Below are 1,626 nucleotides of genomic sequence, written 5' to 3' on the forward strand. Positions count from 1 at the left end.
ATAATGGTCTTAAAGTGGCTAAAGGGGAGTATGTTACTTTAATGGATTCTGATGATATAGTTGTACTTGATGCTTATGAAAAAATGTATAAAAAAGCAAAAGAAACTAATTCAGATATTGTCAGTGGAAAACCATATGTATATTCAAATAATGTTTTATTGAATCTTGTTGGTTCAAGACATGATCTTTGGGATGAAGAGCGTGTAATAAATGTTAAAAAAGATTTAGAAATTTATTATGATGTTTTTTATTGGAATAAGATTTATAGAAGAACTTTTCTTGAGGAAAATAAGATTTATATGATTCCTGGAAAAATATATGCTGATGCACCTTTAATATTTGAAGCTTATCTTAAAGCAAATAAAATAACTTTAATTCCCGATTTTGTTTATTATTGGAGATCTAGACAAGCCAATTCTTCAGTTACAAGAAATACTCGAGATTTAGATAATTTAAAAGATAGATTTGATAATTATTATGTATTAAAAGATTACTTTGATGATGGTGAACTATTTAATAAAGTGATTAAAATATATCTTGAAAGATTTTTTTTCCCAATAAAAGGAATTTTTACAAATTCGTTATATAAAAAAACATATTTAAAAGGGTTATATGATATATTAGATGATATTGAGAATGTTTATGATAATGAATATATTAGCATTGTTTATAATTTATGTGCCTATTTTGTTTTAAATAAACAAATTGATACTTTAGAAGAATTTTTATTAAATTATTCTACTGTAAAAAACATATTTATTGAAAAAGATAAAATTTATTGGGATTTAAAATATTTTAGAAATTCAAAATACAATATTCCAGATAAATTATTTGAAATTAAAAATATTCATCATTATTTTATTAATATAAATGATATGGAAGTTGATTCAGATTATATTTATTTAAATAATATTTCTATACCTCATAATTTAAAAATTGATGAGGCTAAAATCATATTTGAAGGTATGACTAGAAAATATGGTTCAAAAGACAAAAATAATTATCAATTTGATTTAGAGATTATTGGGATTAATAAATTTAATGCTAAAGTACCTATTAAAAAAATTGATAATATTAATAGTTATGATGTATTTTTAGAATTTAACTATAATGGAAAAAAGGAAGATTTTCGAGTGAATAAGAAAAATTTCACAAAAGAAATTGATGAAAGTGATATTAATAAAAATATGAATACATTAGTATTGTTTACAAAATGTAATAATTTATCATTTTTAAATGTTGATATTAAAGAAATTTTCGAGATAAATTATATGGAGGATGGATTAAAAATAATTCCTAAAAAAGTGGGGGATGCTAACTATAAAATATCTATTAATCATAAATGGGTGAGTGAAAGGGTGTATTTTATTAAATCTGTTGATAATGAAATTGAATCAAATATTGAATTTGAACTTAAATGGAAATTATCATTAGATGAAAATATTTTATACAGTTTAGATTTAGAGCTTTATAATCAAAGTTTTGAATTAAAATCTGATTATAGTTTCGGACAAAAAATTTTTTAGTTAATCATGATGAATTTACTGATCCAATTTTTATAGTAGGAATCTCTATTTACGATTCTATAGAATTCTTTTTCAAATAGTTTTTCCATAAATTCTATTG

At 21.4% G+C, this 1,626-nt stretch carries 1 protein-coding gene; it reads left to right on the forward strand.

Features of this window, described 5'->3' with window-relative positions; all coding sequences use genetic code 11:
- Positions 1–1,526 (forward strand): glycosyltransferase family 2 protein (locus tag MBORA_RS09670; RefSeq protein ID WP_063720609.1); only part of this gene is annotated, 1,526 nt, incomplete at its 5' end.
- Positions 1,527–1,626 lie beyond the last annotated feature (100 nt).

This window comes from Methanobrevibacter oralis (assembly GCF_001639275.1).
GTDB lineage: Archaea > Methanobacteriota > Methanobacteria > Methanobacteriales > Methanobacteriaceae > Methanocatella > Methanocatella oralis.